Source organism: Kitasatospora sp. NPDC093550, from assembly GCF_044764985.1.
Lineage (GTDB): Bacteria > Actinomycetota > Actinomycetes > Streptomycetales > Streptomycetaceae > Kitasatospora.
Window position 1 is genome coordinate 21,645 of the sequence record NZ_JBIWJF010000034.1, and the last position, 19,229, is coordinate 40,873.

The following is a 19,229-nucleotide window of genomic DNA, read 5'->3' on the forward strand; positions in this document are numbered from 1 at the left end:
GTTGGGGCCCATGGTTTCGACTGCTTCTCCCCGGCCGGCCCCGCCCCGCGTGCTCACGATCGCCGGCTCCGACTCCGGCGGCGGCGCCGGCATCCAGGCCGACCTCAAGGCGATGCTCGCCCTCGGTGTCCACGGCATGAGCGTGATCACCGCCGTCACCGCGCAGAACTCGCTCGGCGTCCAGGGCTACTGGGAACTGCCCGCCGAAGCCGTCCGGGCGCAGTTCCGCAGCGTGGTCGACGACATCGGGGTGCAGGCCGTGAAGACCGGCATGCTCGCCTCGGTGGAACTGGTCGAGACCGTCTCGGACCTGCTGGCCGGGGTGGCCGCCCCGGTGGTCGTCGACCCGGTCGGCGTCTCCAAGCACGGGGACGCGCTGCTGGCCGCCGAGGCCGTCGGCACCGTCCGCGCGAAGCTGCTGCCGGTCGCCACCCTGGCCACCCCCAACCTGCACGAGGTGACGCAGCTCACCGGCCGGACCGTCGAGGACGAGGGGCAGATGCTGGACGCCGCCAAGGCGCTGCTCGACCTCGGTCCGCGCTGGGTGCTGGTCAAGGGCGGCCACTTGGAGGGCGAGGCCGCCGACCTGCTGTACGGCGGGCCGGGGGAGGAGCACTGGTACCGGGCGCCGCGCTACGACAACCGGCACACCCACGGCACCGGCTGCACCCTGGCCAGCTCGATCGCGGCCGGCCTGGCCAAGGGGGAGTCGCTGCCGGAGGCGGTCGGCTCGGCCAAGGAGTACATCACCGGTGCGATCGCCGGAGGCTTCGCACTGGGCGCCGGGATCGGGCCGGTCGACCACGCCTGGCGCTGGCGCTGATCGGACCGTACGGCGCGGCGGCCCGGACAAGACACTGGTGGGCGGGTTCCCGAAGGAGCCCGCCCACCAGTGGTGAGTCCGGAAAAGCGGCGTCGCCGGCCGTGGAAACAGCGAAGCCGGCCCATCCGAGGATGAACCGGCTCACTGGAGGACCGGCATGCCGGTCTGCGCGTCAGCGCGAGACCTTACCGGCCTTGATGCACGAGGTGCAGACGTTGAGCCGCTTCGGCGTCCGCCCAATCACAGCGCGCACCGTCTGGATGTTGGGGTTCCAACGACGGGGGGTACGGCGGTGAGAGTGGGAGATGCTGTTGCCGAAGCCCGGCCCCTTGCCGCAGACGTCGCAGTTGGCAGCCACAGGAGTCACTCCAAGACTTCAGATCAGATACTTTCGAAAACCCCGCTCACCCACCGGAGCACTCACGTGAACCAGACCGGACAAGGGGGTGAGCCTGGACGGTTCCAGGCAACCGGAAGAGCATACAACGCTTGCTTCCGTCCCACGAAACTACCATGACCGGCTGAGTGATCGCTCCGGTCGCCGGTCCGGACGGGCCGGCCCGTCCCCGATAACCTGCCGGTACCACCCCTCGCCGCAGCCATGCAGGCATTGCTGCTCCCACAGGCCATCGCGACGTCCCATCCGGAGGAGACCTGGTGCTGCACACGCTCGACGCCCCGGCCGTGCGCACCTGGTGCCAGCTCGCCCTGCGCGCGCTCGGCCAGGCCCGCGAGGAGATCGACGCGCTCAACGTCTACCCGGTCCCGGACGGCGACACCGGCACCAACCTCTACCTGACCGTCGAGTCCGCCGCCGCCGCGGTGGAGAGCCGCTTCGCCGACCCCGCCGCCGACCCGGCCCCCGGGCTGGCCGAAGCCGTCCGGGCGATGGCCCGCGGCGCGCTGGTCGGCGCCCGCGGCAACTCCGGGGTGATCCTCGCCCAGTGGCTGCGCGGCACCGCCGAGACGCTCGCCGAGGGCGGCGGCGCCGAACAGCTGCGGGCCGCCCTGCAGCGGGCCGCCGACTCCGCCTACCAGGCCGTTGCGGAGCCCGTCGAGGGCACCCTGCTGACCGTCGCCCGGGTCGCCGCCCGGGAAGCCGTCGAGGCCGGGGACGGGCTCGCGCAGGTCGCCGACACCGCCTACCGGGCCGCCCGGGACGCGCTGCGGCACACCCCCGAGCAGCTCGCCGTGCTGGCCGAGAACGGGGTGGTGGACGCGGGCGGGCGCGGTCTGGTGGCCGTCCTCGGTGCGCTCGCCGACGCCGTCGCCGGGCAGCAGCCGATGGGACCGGTCGCGCTGCGCGGGGACGTCCGGGTCGGGGAGAGCTGCGAGGCGCACGTCCGGCCGCCCGGCCCGGGGCACCCCGCCTTCGAGGTCATCTACCTGCTGGACGCGCCGGACGAGGCGCTGCCCGCCCTGCGCGAACGGCTCGGCGGGCTCGGCGACTCGCTGGTGATCGGCGGCGGCGACGGCCTGTGGAACGTGCACGTCCACGTGGACGACGCGGGCGCCGCGGTGGAGGCCGGGGTGGAGGCCGGGCGCCCGCACCAGATCCGGATCACGCACTTCGCCGAGGCCGCCGCCCGGGCCGACCGCGCCGCCGAGCGCGGCGAGCGCGAGGAGCGGGCCCGCGCGGTGCTCTCGGTGGTCTCCGGGGAGGGCCTGGCCGAGCTCTGCGAGCAGGCCGGCGCCCTCGTCCTGCACGCCGACCCGGACCGTCCTCCGGCCAGCGCCGAACTCGCCGCCGCGGTGCGCCGATCGGCCGCCCGGGAGGTCGTCCTGCTGCTCAACGACCCGGAGCTGCGCGCCGCCGCCGGGGCCGCCGCCGACCAGCTGCGCGAGGAGGGCGTCCGGATCGCCGTCCTGCCCACCCGCTCGCCGGTGCAGGGGCTGGCGGCGCTCGCGGTGCACGAGGGCGGCCGCCGCTTCGACGAGGACGTGGTCGCCATGACCTCCGCCGCCGGGGCCACCCGGTACGCCGAACTGGCCGTCGCCGAGGGTGAGTCCTGGACGATGGCCGGGGTCTGCCAGGCCGGGGACGTGCTCGGGCTGATCGACGGCGACGTCGCGGTGATCGGCGCGGGCCTGGCCGAGGTCGGCGAGAGCGTGCTGGACCGGATGCTCGGCGGGGGCGGCGAACTCGTCACCCTGATCCTCGGCGAGGGCGCCGACGAGGCGCTCGCCGAACGGCTGGTCGCGCACGTGCGCCACCGGCGGCCCGAGGTGGACGCGGTGGTCTTCCACGGCGGGCAGGAACCGGCACCGCTGCTCATCGGGGTCGAGTAGCGGGCGCCCCGGCGCGGGCGGGCGTCCCCGCCCCGAGCCGAAGGGCCAGGAGTGCCCCGGAGGCGAGCGGGCGAGTGGCAGTCCGGTTTGTCGGCCCGGTGGTGTAAACAAGGCGCTGATGGGCGCTCTCGATGAACCACTGACCAAGCTCGTCGGCGACCGCACCGCGAAGGTGCTCGCCGACAGCCTCAAGCTGCGCACGGTCGGGGACCTGCTGCACCACTATCCGCGCCGTTACGTCGAGCGCGGCCAGCTCACCAGCCTGGACGAGCTGGAGATCGACGAGCACGTCACCGTGCTGGCCCGGATCGAGAAGGTCACCCTGATCCCGTTCCGCGGCCGCAAGGGCGACCGCCTGGAGGTCGTCGTCACCGACGGCCGCAGCCGGCTCTCGCTGGTCTTCTTCAACCAGGGCTGGCGGCAGAAGGAGCTCAGGGCCGGCGCCCAGGGCCTGTTCGCCGGCAAGGTCGGCGTCTTCAACCGCACCCGCCAGCTGGTCTCGCCCGACTACCAGCTGCTCGACGAGGACGCCGGGTCGGACGCCGCGAAGCAGTTCGCCGGCCGGCTCATCCCGGTGTACGGCGCCAGCGCGCAGATGCCCAGCTGGAAGCTGTCGATCTGCGTCGAGACCGCGCTCACCAAGCACCTCGGGGACGTCGGCGAGCCGCTGCCCGCCGAACTGCGCGAGCGGCACGACCTGATCCCGCTGCCCGAGGCCCTGGAGCTGATCCACCGCCCGCGCAGCCAGGCCGACCGCGAGCGCGCCCAGAGCCGGCTGCGCTGGGACGAGGCCTTCGTGCTCCAGGTCGCCCTGGCCCGCCGGCGGGCCGCCGACTCGGCGCTGCCCGCCAAGCCGCGGGTGGCCCGCGCGGGCGGCCTGCTGGACGCCTTCGACGCCCGGCTGCCGTTCACCCTCACCGAGGGCCAGGAGAAGGTGTCCGCCGAGATCGCCGCCGACCTGGCGACCGAGCACCCGATGCACCGGCTGCTCCAGGGCGAGGTCGGCTCCGGCAAGACCCTGGTGGCGCTGCGGGCCATGCTCGCCGTGGTGGACGCGGGCGGCCAGGCCGTCCTGCTGGCGCCCACCGAGGTGCTCGCCCAGCAGCACCACCGCTCGATCGTCGAGATGATGGGGGACCTCGCCGAGGGCGGCATGCTCGGCGGCTCGGACCTCGGCACCCGGGTGGTGCTTTTGACCGGGTCGATGGGCGTCCCCGCCCGCCGCCAGGCGCTGCTCGACATGGCCTGCGGGGACGCCGGGATCGCCATCGGCACCCACGCGCTGATCGAGGACAAGGTCCAGTTCCAGGACCTCGGCCTGGTCGTGGTCGACGAGCAGCACCGCTTCGGCGTCGAGCAGCGGGACGCGCTGCGCGCCAAGGGCGAGCAGCCGCCGCACCTGCTGGTGATGACCGCCACCCCGATCCCGCGCACCGTCGCGATGACCGTCTTCGGGGACCTGGAGACCTCCGTCCTGGACCAGCTGCCGGCCGGCCGTTCGCCGATCTCCACCCACGTCGTCCCGGCGCTGGAGAAGCCCAACTTCCTCACCCGGGCCTGGGAGCGGGTCCGCGAGGAGGTCGGCAAGGGCCACCAGGCGTACGTGGTCTGCCCCCGGATCGGGGACGAGGAGCCCGCGGCCGACCCGAAGAACGCGAAGAAGAAGCGGAAGCCGGCCGAGGAGGACTTCGAGGACGTCGCCGACCTCGGCGCCGCGAGCGACGACCGGCGGCCCCCGCTCTCGGTGGTGGAGACGGCCGAGATGCTGGTGAAGGGCCCGCTCGCCGGGCTGCGGGTGGAGATCCTGCACGGTCGGCTCGCGCCGGAGGCCAAGGACGACGTGATGCGCCGTTTCGCGGCCGGCGAGGTGGACGTCCTGGTCGCCACCACGGTCATCGAGGTCGGCGTCAACGTCCCCAACTCCACCGCGATGGTCATCATGGACGCCGACCGCTTCGGCGTCTCCCAGCTCCACCAGCTGCGCGGCCGGGTCGGCCGCGGCAGCGCGGCGGGCCTGTGCCTGCTGGTCAGCGACATGCCCGCGGGCAGCGCAGCCCGGGCCCGGCTGGACGCGGTGGCGGGCACCCTGGACGGCTTCGAGCTGTCCCGGATCGACCTCGAACAGCGCCGCGAGGGCGACGTGCTGGGCCAGGCGCAGTCCGGGGTGAAGTCCTCGCTCAAGGTGCTCTCGGTGCTGGAGGACGAGGACGTCATCCTCACCGCCCGGACCGAGGCCACCCGCCTGGTCGCCGAGGACCCGGAGCTGGCCGACCACCCGGAGCTGCGCACCGCGCTGGAGAGCCTGCTCGACGAGGACCGCGCGGCCTACATGGAGAAGGGCTGAGCGGGGCCGCCGGCCCCGGGAATTGTCAGACCCCCGCGAGAGAATGAAGTTGTTCAGGGCGCACCCCCAAGGTGCGTTCCTGGCGCGACACTTGGGGGTCCTGCCATGGCATTCCGTCATCTCAACGAGCTCCCGCTGGGCGACAAGGTCTTCCGGATCGAACTCGCCAGCGACGACGACCGCGAGGTCACCCTCACCCTGACCGGCTGGCGCGAGGGGGCGGCCGCCGCGCCGCTCGCCTCGGGCAAGCTCCGTCTGCCGGTCGAGGACGTCGCCTCGCTGCGGATCGCGCTCAACCGCGCGCTGCGGGCGCTGGCGATCGTCGCCGACGTCTCCGAGCCCATCCCCGACCGCGACGTGCTGCGCGAGCTCTACCCCGGCCACGGCGCCCCCTGGGTGCCGCAGCACGAGGAGGAGCTGGTCCGGCGCTTCCACGACGGCGAGACCGTCGCCCGGATCGCCGCCCGCTTCGGCCGCACGCCCGACTCCGTCCGGACCAAGCTGCGCGAGCTCGGGCACGACCCGCGCCGCCCCGAGTTCTGCCCGCCCGACGGCTGCCTGTCCTGGTCCCGCTACGCCTCGCCGGCCCTGCTCGGCGCGGCCGTCCCGGCCCAGTCCGCGGGGTCCGAGGCCAGTTGAGCACCTGAGCGCGTGAACACCTGCGGCCCGCCGGGCCGCAGGTGTTCGGCGTGAGCGCGCCGGGCGGGCCGTCGGCACCGGCGCGCCCCTTCGGCTCGGGGCTGTGACTCGCCCGCTCGCCTCCGGGGCGCTCTTTGCCCGGTGCCGACGGTCGGCGCTCCGAGGCCCTCGTCCCTCGGGCCTCCTCGCTTCTCCCTTTCGGCACCGGCGCGCCCCTTCGGCTCGGGGCTGTGACTCGCCCGCTCGCCTCCGGGGCGCTCTTTGCCCGGTGCCGACGGTCGGCGCTCCGAGGCCCTCGTCCCTCGGGCCTCCTCGCTTCTCCCTTTCGGCACCGGCGCGCCCCTTCGGCTCGGGGCGGGATAGCGTGGTCGGGCAGCGACGAAAGGACCTCCCACCACCATGACCCGCGTGATCGCCGGGGCGGCCGGCGGCCGCCGACTGGCCGTACCGCCCGGCCGGGGCACCCGACCGACCTCCGACAAGGCCCGCGAGGCGATGTTCTCCACCCTGGAGGCGCTGCGCGGCACCCTGCACGGGGCCCGGATGCTGGACCTGTTCGGCGGATCGGGTGCGGTCGGGCTGGAGGCGCTGTCGCGCGGTGCCGAGCACGTCCTGCTGGTCGAGGCGGACGCCCAGGCGGCCCGGGTGATCCGGGAGAACGTCCGCTCGATCGGCCTGCCGGGTGCCGAGGTCCGCGCCGCGAAGGCGGAGAAGGTGGTCGTCGGCCCGCCGCCGCAGAGCCCGTACGACCTGGTGTTCCTGGACCCGCCGTACGTGGTCACGGACGCGGAACTGCGCGAGATGCTGATCACACTCCTGGCCGGGGGCTGGCTCGCGGAGGACACACTCGTCACCGTGGAGCGCAGCACCCGTGGCGGCGGTTTCGACTGGCCCGAGGGCTTCGAGGGGCTGCGCTCCCGCCGCTACGGCGAGGGCACGCTCTGGTACGGTCGCGCCGCCGCCGCGGCCGACCAGCAGGAGTAGCGGGCCGAGGCCCGCACGAGCCGTCACCCCACGAGGGAGCACACACGCCATGCGCCGAGCCGTCTGTCCCGGGTCCTTCGACCCGATCACCAACGGTCACCTGGACATCATCGAGCGGGCCTCGAAGCTCTACGACGTGGTGCATGTCGCGGTCGCGATCAACCGGAACAAGCAGGGCATGTTCACCATCGAGGAGCGGATCGAGCTCATCGAGGAGACCACGGCCAAGTACGGCAACATCGTGGTCGAGTCGCACCTCGGCCTGCTGGTGGACTTCTGCCGGGAGCGCGGCATCCCGGCGATCGTCAAGGGCCTGCGCGCCGTCAGCGACTTCGACTACGAGCTGCAGATGGCCCAGATGAACCACGGGCTGACCGGCGTCGAGACGCTGTTCCTGCCGACCTCGCCGACCTACAGCTTCCTCTCCTCGACGCTGGTCAAGGAGGTCGCCTCGTACGGCGGCGACGTCTCGCACCTGCTGCCCGAGACGGTGCACCGCCGGCTGGTCGAGCGGATCGCGGAGCGCAAGGCCGAGCAGTAGGCGGCCGGCCGGGCGGCCTACCGATTGGGCTGTCCTTTTCTGCCGGTTCGTCACGACTTGTCCGGAGGCCGGGAGGCCGGTTCGGCTCGGGCGTTGTGACCCTGCCCCGGGGTGGCCGTACAGTCTGTATCCCTGCCCTGCGGTGAGGTCCACCGCGCCGGGCCTGCCTCCGCCGGAGCGTCGGCGGCACACGGAAAGACGAAGCCCCGTGGACGTGCAGAACAAGGTCGACGAGATCGTGGCGGCGATCGAGAACGCCCGCTCGATGCCGATGTCGGCCTCCTGCGTGGTGAACCGGGCCGAGCTGATCGGCCTGCTCACCGACCTCAAGGCGGCCCTGCCCGCCGAACTCGCCCAGGCCCAGTCGGTGATGGCCGACCACGAGCAGGTGGTGGCCGGCGCCCAGGCCGAGGCCGATCGGATCATCCAGGGCGCGCACGCCGAGCGCGGCTCGCTGATCTCGGACACCGAGGTGGTCCGCCAGGCCCAGGCGCAGGCCGACCGGATCCTCGCCGAGGCGCGGGCCGAGGTCGACACCAAGCGGGCCGAGGCCGACGACTACGTGGACAGCAAGCTCGCCAACTTCGAGGTCGTGCTGACCAAGACGCTCGGCGCCGTCGGCCGCGGACGCACCAAGCTGCGCGGCGACTCCAGCGTCTTCGAGACCGAGCACGAGGGCGAGGGCGACGGTGAGGAGTTCCGGCCGCAGCGGACCAGCCCGAGCCCCGAGGTCGACGAGTACGTCGATGTGAAGCTGGCCACGCTGGAGAACGTGCTGAGCGCCACCCTGGAGGCCGTCGGCAAGGGCCGCGACAAGCTGCTCGGCAAGCGCCCCATCGACGAGCTGGGCGCCTACCTGGCGGCCGCCGACGAGGCCCAGCAGGCCAAGGAGCGGGCCGAGGCGGTCGCGGCGGGCTTCGCCGCGGACGCCGACGGCGAGGACATCGCCTGGTACCGCGAGGACGTCCCGCAGCAGCAGACCTGGCCCGAGCAGACCCCGGCGGCGGCCGGCTGGCAGGACCAGGGGACCGACCAGTACGCGGCGGCGGCCCAGCAGCAGAACGGGCCGTACGTCGACGTGTACGGCGGCGGCTTCGACCCGGCCGGCCAGGGCGACCCCTACAACACCCAGTGGGGCCAGCAGGGCGGTTACCAGCAGCAGGGCTACCCGGCCCAGCAGCAGGACGGCTACGGGTACCAGCAGCAGCAACAACAGCAGCAGGGCTACGGCGCGCAGCCGTACGACGGCTACCACTACCCGCAGCCGCCCTCCGCCCCGCCGGCCGTGCCGCACCAGCAGCAGGGGCAGGGACAGGGGCAGGGCCAGGGCCTGGACGAGACCAGCTTCTTCGACACCAGCATGATCGACATGACCAGGCTGCGGGAGCTCGGCGGCCGCTGACCGGATCGTCGCGGAGTCTCCTGACGGGACCGAAGTTGGGCCTGGCGGGAGACTCCGGTAGTCTGACCACTCCGGCATCCCCATGTCCGGCCGTCGGCTTGCCCGCGCAACGCCGGCCGGCCCTGGGAGCCACCGATCACCTCCTCTGGAAGTCAGGACACCGTGAACCGCCTCGACCACCGCGACCCCCTCGTGTTCGACACGCACGAGCTCGGCCGTCGTCCCGGTGCGATGCGCAAGGTGAGCCGGACCCTGGAGGCCCCCGAGGGCTTCGGGATCATCGACGTGATCGGCGTTCCGGAGAAGAGCCCGATCGAGCTGGAGCTCCGTCTGGAGTCCGTGGTCGAGGGCGTGCTGGTCACCGGCACCGCCGACGCCCACGTCGAGGGCGAGTGCGTCCGGTGCCTGGAGCCCGTCGAGTTCGACGTCGACGTGGACTTCCAGGAGCTGTACTACTACCCGGAGTCCGACGAGCGCCACCGCGCCCGGACCACCGGGACCGAGGACCTCGACGAGGACTCGGAAGAAGAGACTTACCGCCTGGAGGGCGACTACTTCGACCTCCAGCCGGTGCTGCGTGACGCGGTGGTGCTCGCACTGCCGCTGCAGCCGGTGTGCCAGGAAGACTGCCTGGGCCTGTGCTCCGAGTGCGGAGCGCGCCTGAGCGACGACCCGGCGCACCACCACGACGCCGTCGACCCCCGGTGGGCGGCTCTGCAGGGACTCTCCGCCGCCCCCGGCGACGAGGGTGACGGGATCAAGACCAGCGACACCCGTGAGGGTCTCGCCGAGAACCAGGAGAAGTAGCCGTGGCTGTTCCGAAGCGGAAGATGTCGCGCAGCAACACGCGCCACCGTCGGTCCAACTGGAAGGCCGTCGTTCCGGCCCTCGTGGCGTGCGACCGCTGCCACGAGCCCAAGCTGGGCCACATCGCGTGCCCGAGCTGCGGCACGTACAACCGTCGCCAGGTCCTCTCGGTCTGATCGGCGGGGTGCACGGATCGATGTCGGACGGTAACTCCACCCGCAAGGCGTCCTCCGCCCCGAAGGGTTCTTCTTCGGGCGGTGGCAAGGCCGGCGGGCCGGCTTCGACCGAATACGACGTCCTGGAAGGGCGCCTCGGGTACACGCTCGAGCGCGCCCTTCTGGTACGCGCCCTGACCCACCGCTCGTACGCGTACGAGAACGGGGGTCTGCCCACCAACGAGCGCCTGGAGTTCCTCGGCGACTCGGTGCTGGGCCTGGTGGTGACCGACACCCTCTACCGCGTCCACCCGGACGTCCCGGAGGGCACGCTCGCCAAGCTGCGCGCCGCGGTGGTCAACTCCCGCGCGCTCGCGGACGTCGGTCGGGGCCTGGACCTCGGCGCGTTCATCCGGCTCGGCAAGGGCGAGGAGGGCACCGGCGGCCGCGACAAGTCGTCGATCCTCGCCGACACGGTCGAGGCCGTGATCGGGGCCGTCTACCTGGACCAGGGACTGGACGCCGCCACCGAGTTCGTCCACCGGCTGTTCGACCCGCTGATCGAGGAGTCCTCTCAGCTGGGCGCCGGCCTGGACTGGAAGACCAGCCTGCAGGAGCTCACTGCCTCGGTGGGCATCGGGGTGCCCGAGTACGTGGTCATGGAGTCCGGCCCGGACCACGAGAAGACCTTCACCGCGGCGGCCCGGGTGGCCGGCGAGGACTTCGGCAGCGGCGTCGGCCGCTCGAAGAAGGAAGCCGAGCAGAAGGCCGCCGAGAGCGCCTGGCGCGCGATCAAGGAGAAGTACGCCGACCGGCTGCCCGCCGGGGCGTGACCGCCGAGTAGCCTTTCTCCTGCCGATCCGTACCGACGCAGGAGGCCCCTTCCCGTGCCCGAACTCCCCGAGGTCGAGGTCGTCCGCCGCGGTCTGGCGAACTGGGTGGCCGGGCGGACCGTCGCCGACGTCCAGGTACTGCACCCGCGCGCGGTCCGCCGCCAGCCGGCCGGCGCGGCCGACTTCACGGCCCGGCTCGCCGGCACCACCCTCGGCACCGCGCAGCGGCGCGGCAAGTACCTGTGGGTGCCGCTGGCCGGCACCGGCGCGGGCTTCTCGCTGATCGGCCACCTCGGGATGAGCGGCCAACTCCTCGTCCAGGACCCGTCGGTACCGGACGAGACGCACCTGCGCGTCCGGCTGCGCTTCACCGACGGCGGACGGGAACTGCGCTTCGTCGACCAGCGGACCTTCGGCGGCCTGGCGGTCGAGGACGCCGAGGAGGGCGACCCGGAGGGCACGCCCGTCTCCATCGCGCACATCGCCCGCGACCCGCTCGACGTGCGCTTCGACGACGCGGCCTTCGTGGCCGCGCTGCGGGCCAGGCGCACCACCGTCAAGCGCGCGCTGCTCGACCAGACCCTGATCAGCGGTGTCGGCAACATCTACGCCGACGAGGCGCTGTGGCGCTCCAAGCTGCACTACGACCGCCCGACCGCGACGCTCACCCGCGCGCAGGCCGCCGTCCTGCTGGCCAACGCCCGGGACGTGATGACCGCGGCGCTCGCCGTCGGCGGCACCAGCTTCGACAGCCTCTACGTCAACGTGAACGGCGAGAGCGGCTACTTCTCCCGGGACCTGGACGCCTACGGCCGCGAGCACGAGCCGTGCCGCCGCTGCGGGACGGCGATCCGGCGGGCGGCCTGGATGAACCGCTCCAGCTACTTCTGCCCCCGCTGCCAGCGCGTGCCGCGGGCCCGCAGCGGGGGCTGAGCCGGGCGGCTACTTCCGGCCGGCGAGCTCGGGCCGCCCGGTGTCCGCGTCGCCGGGCGCGCCGTGGGTGTCCTGGCCGAAGTACGCGACCCCGACCGCGGACACCACCGCGAGCAGGAAGCCGACGACGCCGAGCCAGCCCAGGCCGGGCTTCGAGGAGTCGCCGAGCCAGAGCACGCCGACCGCGCCGGGCAGCACCGTCTCACCGACCACCAGGGCGGCCGTCGCGCCGTTCACCGAACCGATCTGCAGCGCCACGGTGTGGATGTACATGCCGCCGAGGCCGCCGACCAGGATCGCGTACAGCGCGGGGTCGGAGAGCAGCGTGCCGAGTTCGAACGGGTCGACGCCGTTCAGGATGCGCACGCCGACGCCCAGGCCGCCGAAGCCGAGGCCGGACAGCAGACCGGCGACGATCGCGCCGTTCGCACCCATCCGCCGGACCACCAGGCTGCCGCCGACCAGCAGCACGGTGGTGACGATCAGCAGCCACCAGTGGAAGGACATGTCCGCGTGGTGGCCGCCCTCCGGGCCGGCCGAGACGGCCAGCAGCACCAGCGCCGAGCAGAGCACGCCGATCGAGGCCCACTCCAGCTGCTTGAGCCTTATGCCCAGCAGCTTGATGCTGAGCAGCGCGGTGATCACCAGGTTGGCGCTGATGATGGTCTGCGAGAGGAACAGCGGCAGCAGCCGGGCGGCCAGCGCGCCGAGCCCGAAGCCGACCAGGTCGAGCACCGTGCCGAGGATGAACTCCCAGGTGACGGCGGCCTTCGCGGTCGAGGACAGGCTCGGTCCGCCGTGCTCGGTGGTCGCGGTGGTGGCGCCCTTGGCCGCCTCCTCCCGGGCCGAACGGCGGGATCCGACGGCCTGCAGGACCGAGCCGGTGCCGTAGCAGGCGGATGCCGCCACGGCGGTGACGAGGCCGATGATCACCAAGTGCTCCGATCGGGAGTCGGGTCAGGAACGGGCTGGGTCAAGAAAGGGCAATGGGACCGACGGTCCGGGACCACTATGCCCGCCGGCGCGGTACGGTCGGCACGCCCCCCGAGCGCCGAGGAACCGGGCCGGGCCTGCCGGGACGTACGTCCGGGCCGTTTCCGCGGTTCCCGCGCCCCGCCCGGGTCAGGGTCGGCTGGGGGAAACATCATCCCGGAGGACGGCAGCGGCCCCGGCGGACGGCGGGGAACCCTGCCCCCACCAGTATGCGAAGGGTATGGCGTGCTCCGACGCCGCTCGCGGTAGCGTCGGGGACATGAGAACCCTTGCACGACGTTCCCGGGGCGCCGGGCCACTTGCCCTGGTGGCGGCGCTGCTCGGGCTGCTGCTCCTGCTGGCTCCGGCGGCCTCGGCCGACGGCGGGCTGGGCGATGCCTCCGCGGCCCTGAAGAAGGGCCAGGTGTACGTCGATCCGGCGATGACCAGCCGCTTCAGTCAGGCCCAGGCCGACGCCCTGACCAAGAAGATCGAGAAGGCCGACAAGCCGATCTTCATCGCGGTGGTCCCGGACTCGCCGGCGTACGCCAAGGAGACGGTCATCCCGGACCTGCGGGCCCTGGTGGGCATCGACGGCGTGTACGCGGTCTGGCGGGGCGACGGCTTCCTCGCCAAGGCGGACAAGGGCGCGATGGCCGCCGGCGTCGCCCCGCGGATCTCCGGTGCCGTCGCGCGCGCCCACAACGGGGACATCGACGCCACCCTGAACGACTTCGTCGACCAGGCCGCCCCGCAGACCAAGGGCCAGGGCGTCAACCACAGCACCTCGATCGCCTGGGTGGTCGTCCCGGTCGTGCTGATCGCGCTGGCCGGCGCCGGCGTCTTCCTCCTGTTCCGCCGCGCCAAGAAGCGCAAGGAGGAGCAGGCCCGGGCCGAGCTGGAGCAGCTGCGCCGCGTGGTGGACGAGGACATCACCGCCTTCGGCGAGGAGCTGGACCGGCTCGACTTCAACCCGGCCGCGGCCGACGCCGACGACGCCCAGCGCACCGACTACACCCACGCCCTGGACTCGTACGAGAAGTCCAAGCGCCTGATGGAGGAGGCCAAGCGGCCGGACGACGTCAAGCAGGTCACCGAGGCGATCGAGGACGGCCGGTTCGCGCTGGCCACCCTGGCGGCCCGGCGCGACAAGCGCCCGCTGCCCGAGCGCCGTCCCCCGTGCTTCATGGACCCGCGCCACGGCCCGTCCGTCAAGGACGTCGACTGGGCCCCGGCCGGCGGCTCCGCCCGGAGCGTCCCGGTCTGCCAGGCCGACGCGGACCGGGTGGCGGCCGGCCTCGACCCGGCCGTCCGCACGGTGGAGACCGACCACGGCCCGCAGCCGTACTGGAACGCCGGCCCGGCGTACGCGCCCTACGCGGGCGGCTACTACAGCAGCTTCGGCGGCGGCCTGCTGCCCGGCCTGCTGGTCGGCACCATGCTCGGCTCGATGATGAGCACTCCGGCCTACGCGTCGCCGATGGCGGACGGCGGCCACGGCTACCAGGACCAGTACGAGGGCGGCGACTACACCGGGGCCGACTTCAACGCGGGCGACTTCAGTGGTGGCGACTTCACCAGTGGCGGTGACTTCGGCGGCGGTGGTGACTTCGGCGGCGGCGGGGACTGGTAGGCCCGACCCGAGCGCCCGACCCGCGCGGCCCCGCCGGTTCCTCCGGCGGGGCCGTCGGCGTTCCGGGAGCACGGGCCCGAGCGGTGACCGGGCGCGCGGGCGGCTAGGGTCGGGGCATGCACGGTCGCGACGCCCACAGTGAGGAACCGGTCCGGGTCACCGCCTGGGTCCGGGGGAAGGTCCAGCAGGTGGGGTTCCGCTGGTGGACCAGGGCACGGGCGCTGGAGATCGGCTTGACCGGCTACGCGAGCAACCTCGGCGACGGCCGGGTCCAGGTGGTCGCGGAGGGCCTCGCGCCGGACTGCGAGCAGCTGTTGCACCTGCTGCGCGGCCCCGGAACCCCGGGCAGCGTCAGTGGCGTGACCGAGATCTGGACGGCCGTCGGCCCTGGTTACGAGGGTTTCGAGATCCGCTGAGCCCCGGCCCGCGGCCGCCGTTCCGGGCCCACCGGGAAAAGATCCGGAACTGTCGGTGTCACGAGGTTGCCATCCGGGCAGACTCGTGGTTGACTCCGCATCGAACGATGATCCACGAGCACGTGGTGGACCCGTCCCGATGGACCCCCAGGCGTGACCACACCGCCGGGCAGGTGACAGGGGCGCGGTAGCGTGCGGTGATCGTGTTGACCCTTTCCGTCTTTGGTGAGACGCTGGAAGCCCGCGCACACGAACGCGTTTTCCCGGCAGGCGCATGCCCTCGTGAGCCCAGCTCACGGTGGTTGTGCCGTAGTGCCCAGCCAGCACTTCCGGGAGCGCGCCGCGCGTGCGTCCCCCTTCCCCCTAGACCTGTACCGTTCCGGTTCGGTCACTCAGCGTGGAGGACCATTCATCATGGCAAAGGCGCTTCTCGGGTACGTCGGCGGCCCCGACCCGCGAATGCTCTCCGAGATGCGACGGCTTCAGCAGCGCGTCCAGGACCTTGAAGCCGAGCTCCTTCGGATGCAGGCTGAGAACGACGCTCTCACCGCTGTCGCTGACGAGCACTCGCTGCTCAACAGCATCGATCTGGATCAGCGGGAGCCGGCTCTCACCTGAGTCCCGCCCGGTCCTCGCAGATCGACGCCGCTGTGCACTGAGCCGCCCCGAAAGGGACGCAGCTTGCAAGGGACGCCCTGATGTGGCGTCCCTTCGTCGTGTCGGACTCCGGATACAGTCGCACGCTGGGGCCCTGGCGAGCGACGAGGAGACCGGCCGCGTGCACCTGAAGAGTCTGACGCTGCGCGGGTTCAAGTCCTTCGCCTCCAGCACCACCCTGCGCTTCGAGCCCGGCATCACCTGCGTCGTCGGCCCGAACGGCTCCGGCAAGTCGAACGTGGTCGACGCGCTGTCCTGGGTGATGGGCGAGCAGGGCGCCAAGTCGCTGCGCGGCGGCAAGATGGAGGACGTCATCTTCGCCGGGACCAGCGGGCGCGCCCCGCTCGGCCGCGCCGAGGTCAGCCTCACCATCGACAACGCCGACGGCGCCCTGCCGATCGACTACGCCGAGGTGACCATCACCCGGACGATGTTCCGCAACGGCGGCAGCGAGTACGCCCTCAACGGCGAGACCTGCCGCCTGCTGGACATCCAGGAGCTGCTCTACGACTCCGGCATCGGCCGCGAGATGCACGTCATCGTCGGACAGGGGCAGCTCGACTCCGTCCTGCACGCCGACCCGATGGGCCGGCGCGCCTTCATCGAGGAGGCGGCCGGCGTCCTGAAGCACCGCAAGCGCAAGGAGAAGGCGCTGCGGAAGCTGGACGCGATGCAGGCCAACCTCAACCGGCTCCAGGACCTGGTGGCCGAGCTGCGCCGCCAGCTCGGCCCGCTCGGCCGGCAGGCCAGGATCGCCCGCCGGGCCGCAGGCATCCAGGCCGAGCTGCGCGACGCCCGGCTGCGGCTGCTCGCCGACGACCTGTGCACGCTCCGCCGGGCCGTCGAGGCCGAGGTCGCCGACGAGCTGGCGCTGCGGTTGCGCCGGACCACCGTCGAGCAGGAACTGGCCCGCGCGGTGCAGCGCGAACGCGTCCTGGAGGCGCAGGTCCAGCAGCTCGGGCCGAGCCTGGAAGCCGCCCGGCAGACCTGGTACCGGCTCTCCGCGCTCGCCGAACGCACCCGCGGCACGATCGGACTCGCCGAGGCCCGTGCCCGGCACGCCGCCGCCGGGGAGCGGGTGGAGGAACGGCGCGGACGCGACCCGGAGGACCTGGAGCGCGAGGCCGAGCGGATCCGCGAGGAGGAGGCCGCGCTGGCCGAAGCGCTGGAGGAGGCGCAGTACGCGCTGGCCGAGGCGGTCGAGCGCAAGACCGACCTGGAACGCGAGCTGGCCGCCGAGGAGCGCCGGCTGCGCGACGCCGCGCGGGCCATCGCCGACCGCAGGGAGGGGCTGGCCAGACTGCAGGGACAGGCCGCCGCCGCCCGCTCCAAGGCCGCCGCCGCCCAGGCCGAGACCGGCCGGCTCGCCGAGGCCAGGGACGAGGCGCTGCTGCGGGCCGAGGCCGCGCAGGCCGAACTGGAGGAGCTCCGGCAGCAGGTCGACGGCCGGGCAGGGGACGACGAGCGGGCCGAAGCCGGGCGCCGGGAGGCGCGCGAGCGACTGGCCACCGTCGAACGGGAACTCGCCGACGCCCGCGAGGCGGTCGGCGCGGCCGAGCGCGAGCGGGCCGGGCTCATCGCGCGGCACGAGGCGCTCTCGCTCGGGCTGCGCCGCAAGGACGGCACCGGCGCGCTGCTGGCGGCGGAGGACCGGCTGGACGGACTGCTCGGCCCGGCGGCCGCGCTGCTGCGGATCGAGGCCGGGTACGAGGTGCCGGTGGCGGCGGCGCTCGGGGCCGCGGCCGACGCGGTGGCCGTCGCCTCGCCGGCCGCCGCCGCCCGGGCGCTGCGGCTGCTGCGGGCGGACGACGCCGGGCGGGCCGCGCTGCTGATCGCGGAGGCGACGGCAGGGCCCGGTCCGGCCGAAGTGACGGATATGACGGATGTGACGGGGGAGTTGCCCGAAGGCGCCCGGTGGGTCGCCGAACTGGTCGACGGCCCGGCCGAGTTGCTCGCCGCCGTACGCCAACTCCTGGACGGGGTCGCGGTGGTGGCGGACCTGGACGCGGCGCTGCGGCTGGTCACGGAGCGCCCCGCGCTGTCCGCCGTCACCACTGACGGGGACCGGCTCGGCACCGGATTCGCGCACGGCGGCTCCGGCGGGGCGCCGAGCCTGCTGGAGACCCGGGCGGCGGTGGACGAGGCGGCCCGGGCGATCGAGGAACTCGCCGTCCGCTGCGCCGAGTCGGCCGGGCGGCTGGCCGAACTCACCGAGCGGCGAAGGGAGTCGGCCGTCGAGCTGGAGCGGCTCGACGAGCTGCGCCGGCAGGCGGAGAAGGAGCGGGCCGAGGTCGCGGGCGCGCTCGGCCGCCTCGGCGGACAGGCGCGCGCCGCCGCGGGGGAGGCCGAGCGGCTCTCCGCCGCCGCCGCGCGGGCGGACCAGGGCCTCGCCGACGTGCTGGCCGCGGCCGAGGAGTCCGCGCGTCGCCTGGCCGCGGCCGAGGAGTCGGCGGACGCGGGGGAGGACGAGCCCGACCCGGCCGAGCAGCAGCGGCTGGCGGAGGCCGCGAGCACCGCCCGGCAGGCCGAGCTGGAGGCCCGGCTCGCGGTGCGCACCCACGAGGAGCGGGTCCGCGCGCTGGCCGGGCGGGCGGACCAGCTGGACCGGGCCGCCCGAGCCGAGCGCGAGGCACGGGCCCGGGCCGCCGAGCGCCGTCGGCGGGCCGAGCGCGACGCCGGGGTGGCGAACGCCGTCGCGGCGGGCGCCCGACAGCTGCTGGCCTGCCTGGAGGTGTCGCTGGCCCGCGCGGACGCCCGGCGGGCGGCCGTCGAGCTCGCGCGCGCCGAGCGGGAGGAGGAGCTGCGGGAGCACCGCGAGCACGGCCGCGGCCTCAAGGAGGAGCTGGACAAGCTGGTCGACGCCGGGCACCGGGACGAGGTGCTGCGGGCGGAGAAGCGGCTGCGGATCGAGCAGCTGGAGTCCCGTGCGCTGGAGGAGTTCGGCATCGACGGCGGCGAGCTGCTCGCCGGGTACGGACCGGACCAGCCCGTCCCGCCCGCCACGCCGGAGGAGGACCAGGAGCCGGGGGAGCCCTACCCGTACGTCCGGGCCGAGCAGGAGAAGCGGCTGAAGGCCGCCGAGAGGGCGTACCAGCAGCTCGGCAAGGTCAACCCGCTGGCCCTGGAGGAGTTCGCCGCACTGGAGGAACGGCACAAGTTCCTCGGCGAGCAGCTGGACGACCTCAAGCGCAGCCGGCGCGACCTGCTGGACATCGTCCGGGACGTGGACCAGCGGGTCGAGCAGCTGTTCACCTCGGCGTACCACGACACCGCCGCCCAGTTCGAGGGCGTCTTCGGCCGGCTCTTCCCGGGCGGGGAGGGCCGGCTGGTGCTGACCGATCCGGACAACATGCTCACCACCGGGGTCGAGGTGGAGGCCCGCCCGCCGGGCAAGAAGGTCAAGCGGCTGTCGTTGCTGTCCGGCGGCGAGCGCTCGCTGACCGCGGTGGCGCTGCTGGTGGCGATCTTCAAGGCCCGGCCCAGCCCGTTCTACGTGATGGACGAGGTGGAGGCGGCCCTGGACGAGACCAACCTGCGCCGGCTGATCGGGATCATGGAGGAGCTGCGGGAGAGCTCCCAGCTGATCGTGATCACCCACCAGAAGCTGACCATGGAGTCCGCCGACGCGCTGTACGGCGTGACGATGAAGGGCGACGGCATCTCGCAGGTGATCAGCCAGCGGCTGCGGGAGACCCGGCGGGAGCGCCCCGGGCCGGCCGGGACGAGCCGGGCGGCCATCGGTACCGCAACGGTCTAGGGCGGCTGCGGTCCATCCGGGCTCCGGTCGCGGATACTGGAGCG

The 19,229-nt window shown here is 73.5% G+C and carries 17 protein-coding genes; 15 read left to right on the forward strand and 2 right to left on the reverse strand.

The genetic code is table 11. From position 1 onward, the window contains the following. The first annotated feature begins 10 nt into the window (after positions 1-10). Positions 11-823, forward strand: coding sequence for a bifunctional hydroxymethylpyrimidine kinase/phosphomethylpyrimidine kinase (thiD, locus tag ACIRD3_RS34905; protein WP_402224653.1), 813 nt, complete (start codon positions 11-13; stop codon positions 821-823). Positions 824-995: 172 nt separating this feature from the next. Here thiD and rpmB read toward each other — a convergent pair whose 3' ends face one another. Next, positions 996-1,181, reverse strand: coding sequence for a 50S ribosomal protein L28 (gene rpmB / locus ACIRD3_RS34910; RefSeq protein ID WP_014138233.1), 186 nt, complete (start codon positions 1,179-1,181; stop codon positions 996-998). A 299-nt stretch (positions 1,182-1,480) separates the two neighbouring features. Between rpmB and ACIRD3_RS34915 the strand changes: the two genes are divergently transcribed. From ACIRD3_RS34915 to mutM, 10 genes are all read left to right on the forward strand, one after another. Further along, complete coding sequence (locus tag ACIRD3_RS34915; RefSeq protein ID WP_402224656.1) at positions 1,481-3,112, forward strand: DAK2 domain-containing protein; 1,632 nt, start codon at positions 1,481-1,483, stop codon at positions 3,110-3,112. 118 nt (positions 3,113-3,230) lie between these two features. Next, complete coding sequence (recG, locus tag ACIRD3_RS34920) at positions 3,231-5,456, forward strand: ATP-dependent DNA helicase RecG (protein ID WP_402224659.1); 2,226 nt, start codon at positions 3,231-3,233, stop codon at positions 5,454-5,456. A 105-nt stretch (positions 5,457-5,561) separates the two neighbouring features. Further along, the gene (locus ACIRD3_RS34925; protein ID WP_355674667.1) at positions 5,562-6,095 is read left to right on the forward strand and encodes a hypothetical protein; all 534 of its coding nucleotides are present in this window, start codon (positions 5,562-5,564) and stop codon (positions 6,093-6,095) included. Between the two features lie 399 nt (positions 6,096-6,494). Beyond that, entirely contained in the window at positions 6,495-7,079 is a 585-nt protein-coding gene (gene rsmD / locus ACIRD3_RS34930; RefSeq protein ID WP_402224661.1) for a 16S rRNA (guanine(966)-N(2))-methyltransferase RsmD, read from the forward strand. Positions 7,080-7,128: 49 nt separating this feature from the next. Continuing rightward, positions 7,129-7,620, forward strand: a complete 492-nt coding sequence (gene coaD, locus ACIRD3_RS34935) for a pantetheine-phosphate adenylyltransferase (RefSeq protein WP_350524607.1) — start codon at positions 7,129-7,131, stop codon at positions 7,618-7,620. A 208-nt stretch (positions 7,621-7,828) separates the two neighbouring features. After that, on the forward strand, positions 7,829-9,022 hold the full coding sequence (locus ACIRD3_RS34940; protein WP_402224665.1) for an ATP synthase F0 subunit B: 1,194 nt from the start codon (positions 7,829-7,831) through the stop codon (positions 9,020-9,022). Between the two features lie 162 nt (positions 9,023-9,184). Beyond that, positions 9,185-9,829: a YceD family protein gene (locus ACIRD3_RS34945; protein ID WP_402224667.1), complete on the forward strand. Its 645-nt coding sequence runs from the start codon at positions 9,185-9,187 to the stop codon at positions 9,827-9,829. A 2-nt stretch (positions 9,830-9,831) separates the two neighbouring features. Then, a complete protein-coding gene (gene rpmF / locus ACIRD3_RS34950) occupies positions 9,832-10,005 on the forward strand; it encodes a 50S ribosomal protein L32 (RefSeq protein ID WP_030056747.1) in 174 nt (57 codons plus the stop codon). Positions 10,006-10,025: 20 nt separating this feature from the next. Continuing rightward, a complete protein-coding gene (rnc, locus tag ACIRD3_RS34955) occupies positions 10,026-10,817 on the forward strand; it encodes a ribonuclease III (protein ID WP_402224670.1) in 792 nt (263 codons plus the stop codon). A gap of 54 nt (positions 10,818-10,871) precedes the next feature. Beyond that, the gene (mutM, locus tag ACIRD3_RS34960; protein WP_402224673.1) at positions 10,872-11,750 is read left to right on the forward strand and encodes a bifunctional DNA-formamidopyrimidine glycosylase/DNA-(apurinic or apyrimidinic site) lyase; all 879 of its coding nucleotides are present in this window, start codon (positions 10,872-10,874) and stop codon (positions 11,748-11,750) included. A gap of 9 nt (positions 11,751-11,759) precedes the next feature. On the opposite strand, the gene ACIRD3_RS34965 is transcribed toward mutM, so the two are convergent. Next, a complete protein-coding gene (locus tag ACIRD3_RS34965; RefSeq protein ID WP_402224676.1) occupies positions 11,760-12,683 on the reverse strand; it encodes a hypothetical protein in 924 nt (307 codons plus the stop codon). A 319-nt stretch (positions 12,684-13,002) separates the two neighbouring features. Here ACIRD3_RS34965 and ACIRD3_RS34970 point away from each other — a divergent pair, with 319 nt between their 5' ends. The 4 genes from ACIRD3_RS34970 to smc all read left to right on the forward strand — a co-directional run bounded on the left by ACIRD3_RS34970 (position 13,003) and on the right by smc (position 19,185). Then, complete coding sequence (locus tag ACIRD3_RS34970) at positions 13,003-14,355, forward strand: hypothetical protein (protein ID WP_402224678.1); 1,353 nt, start codon at positions 13,003-13,005, stop codon at positions 14,353-14,355. 116 nt (positions 14,356-14,471) lie between these two features. Next, a complete protein-coding gene (locus ACIRD3_RS34975; protein ID WP_402224681.1) occupies positions 14,472-14,771 on the forward strand; it encodes an acylphosphatase in 300 nt (99 codons plus the stop codon). A 414-nt stretch (positions 14,772-15,185) separates the two neighbouring features. Beyond that, complete coding sequence (locus ACIRD3_RS34980) at positions 15,186-15,389, forward strand: hypothetical protein (RefSeq protein ID WP_045702518.1); 204 nt, start codon at positions 15,186-15,188, stop codon at positions 15,387-15,389. A 160-nt stretch (positions 15,390-15,549) separates the two neighbouring features. Beyond that, complete coding sequence (gene smc / locus ACIRD3_RS34985; protein ID WP_402224684.1) at positions 15,550-19,185, forward strand: chromosome segregation protein SMC; 3,636 nt, start codon at positions 15,550-15,552, stop codon at positions 19,183-19,185. The last annotated feature ends 44 nt before the right edge of the window (positions 19,186-19,229 follow it).

What these genes read in the sequence shown, in the direction of transcription:
- thiD (WP_402224653.1), top strand. Translation starts at nt 11, where the DNA reads ATGGTTTCGACTGCTTCTCCCCGGCCGGCCCCGCCCCGCGTGCTCACG.
- recG (WP_402224659.1), top strand. Translation starts at nt 3,231, where the DNA reads ATGGGCGCTCTCGATGAACCACTGACCAAGCTCGTCGGCGACCGCACC.
- ACIRD3_RS34925 (WP_355674667.1), top strand. Translation starts at nt 5,562, where the DNA reads ATGGCATTCCGTCATCTCAACGAGCTCCCGCTGGGCGACAAGGTCTTC.
- rsmD (WP_402224661.1), top strand. Translation starts at nt 6,495, where the DNA reads ATGACCCGCGTGATCGCCGGGGCGGCCGGCGGCCGCCGACTGGCCGTA.
- coaD (WP_350524607.1), top strand. Translation starts at nt 7,129, where the DNA reads ATGCGCCGAGCCGTCTGTCCCGGGTCCTTCGACCCGATCACCAACGGT.
- rnc (WP_402224670.1), top strand. Translation starts at nt 10,026, where the DNA reads ATGTCGGACGGTAACTCCACCCGCAAGGCGTCCTCCGCCCCGAAGGGT.
- ACIRD3_RS34970 (WP_402224678.1), top strand. Translation starts at nt 13,003, where the DNA reads ATGAGAACCCTTGCACGACGTTCCCGGGGCGCCGGGCCACTTGCCCTG.
- ACIRD3_RS34975 (WP_402224681.1), top strand. Translation starts at nt 14,472, where the DNA reads ATGCACGGTCGCGACGCCCACAGTGAGGAACCGGTCCGGGTCACCGCC.
- ACIRD3_RS34980 (WP_045702518.1), top strand. Translation starts at nt 15,186, where the DNA reads ATGGCAAAGGCGCTTCTCGGGTACGTCGGCGGCCCCGACCCGCGAATG.